Source organism: Arhodomonas sp. KWT, from assembly GCF_010993615.1.
In genome coordinates, this window is the sequence record NZ_WNXE01000798.1 from 1 (window position 1) to 766 (window position 766).

The 766-nt window shown below is 71.8% G+C and carries 1 protein-coding gene and 1 pseudogene; both read right to left on the minus strand.

Annotation, left to right across the window (positions count from 1 at the left end; genetic code table 11):
* The coding region (gene pgk, locus G7A99_RS22480) for a phosphoglycerate kinase (protein WP_163144239.1) at nt 1-323 on the minus strand (323 nt) is incomplete at its 3' end.
* Between the two features lie 62 nt (nt 324-385).
* Nucleotides 386-766, minus strand: a pseudogene (locus tag G7A99_RS22485) (erythrose-4-phosphate dehydrogenase); the annotation flags it as partial.

Sequence of the window (766 nt, forward strand, 5' to 3'; positions counted from 1 at the left end):
ACGAGCTCGCCGGGGTCGACCTCGACACCGTCGATCCAGTCCCGCTCCACGCGCACCGGCCGGCCCAGCAGCTCGCCGAGCCGCGCGGCCACCGGGGCCATGGAATCCGCCTCGCTGAACACGCCCTCCGTGGGACGGCCGCGATGGCTGACCACCATCACCCGCGCCCCGGCGGCCAGCGCCCCCTCCATGGTGGGCAGCGAGGCACGGATGCGGGTGTCGTCGGTGACCACGCCGTCCCGTACGGGGACGTTGAGGTCCTCGCGAATGAGCACGCGCCGGCCGGCGAGCTCGAGATCCTCCATTCGCTTGACCGCGGCCATGCTTGCTACTCCCTGTCCGGATTCATGTCGGCATCCGCGCCTCGCCCGGCGCGGGTCGTAAGCTAGCGCCCCGCCATCAGCTCCGCGACGTCGAGCATCCGGTTGGCGAAGCCCCATTCGTTGTCGTACCAGGCACAGACCTTGACCAGCCGCCCGCCCGTGACCCGCGTGAGCGCCGTGTCCACGATGGCCGAACGGGGGTCGTGCATGAAGTCGGAGGACACCAGCGGCTCGTCGCTCACGCCCAGCACGCCCGCGAGCGCCCCCTCGGCGGCGTCGCGGAGCACCCGGTTGACGGCATCCACGTCCGTTTCCTGCGCGGCGAAGAAGGTGAAATCCACCATCGAGACGTTGATCGTCGGCACGCGCACGGCGTAACCGTCCAGCCGGCCGGCGAGCGCCGGCAGCACCCGCTCCACCGCCCGGGTCGCCCCGGTGCTCGT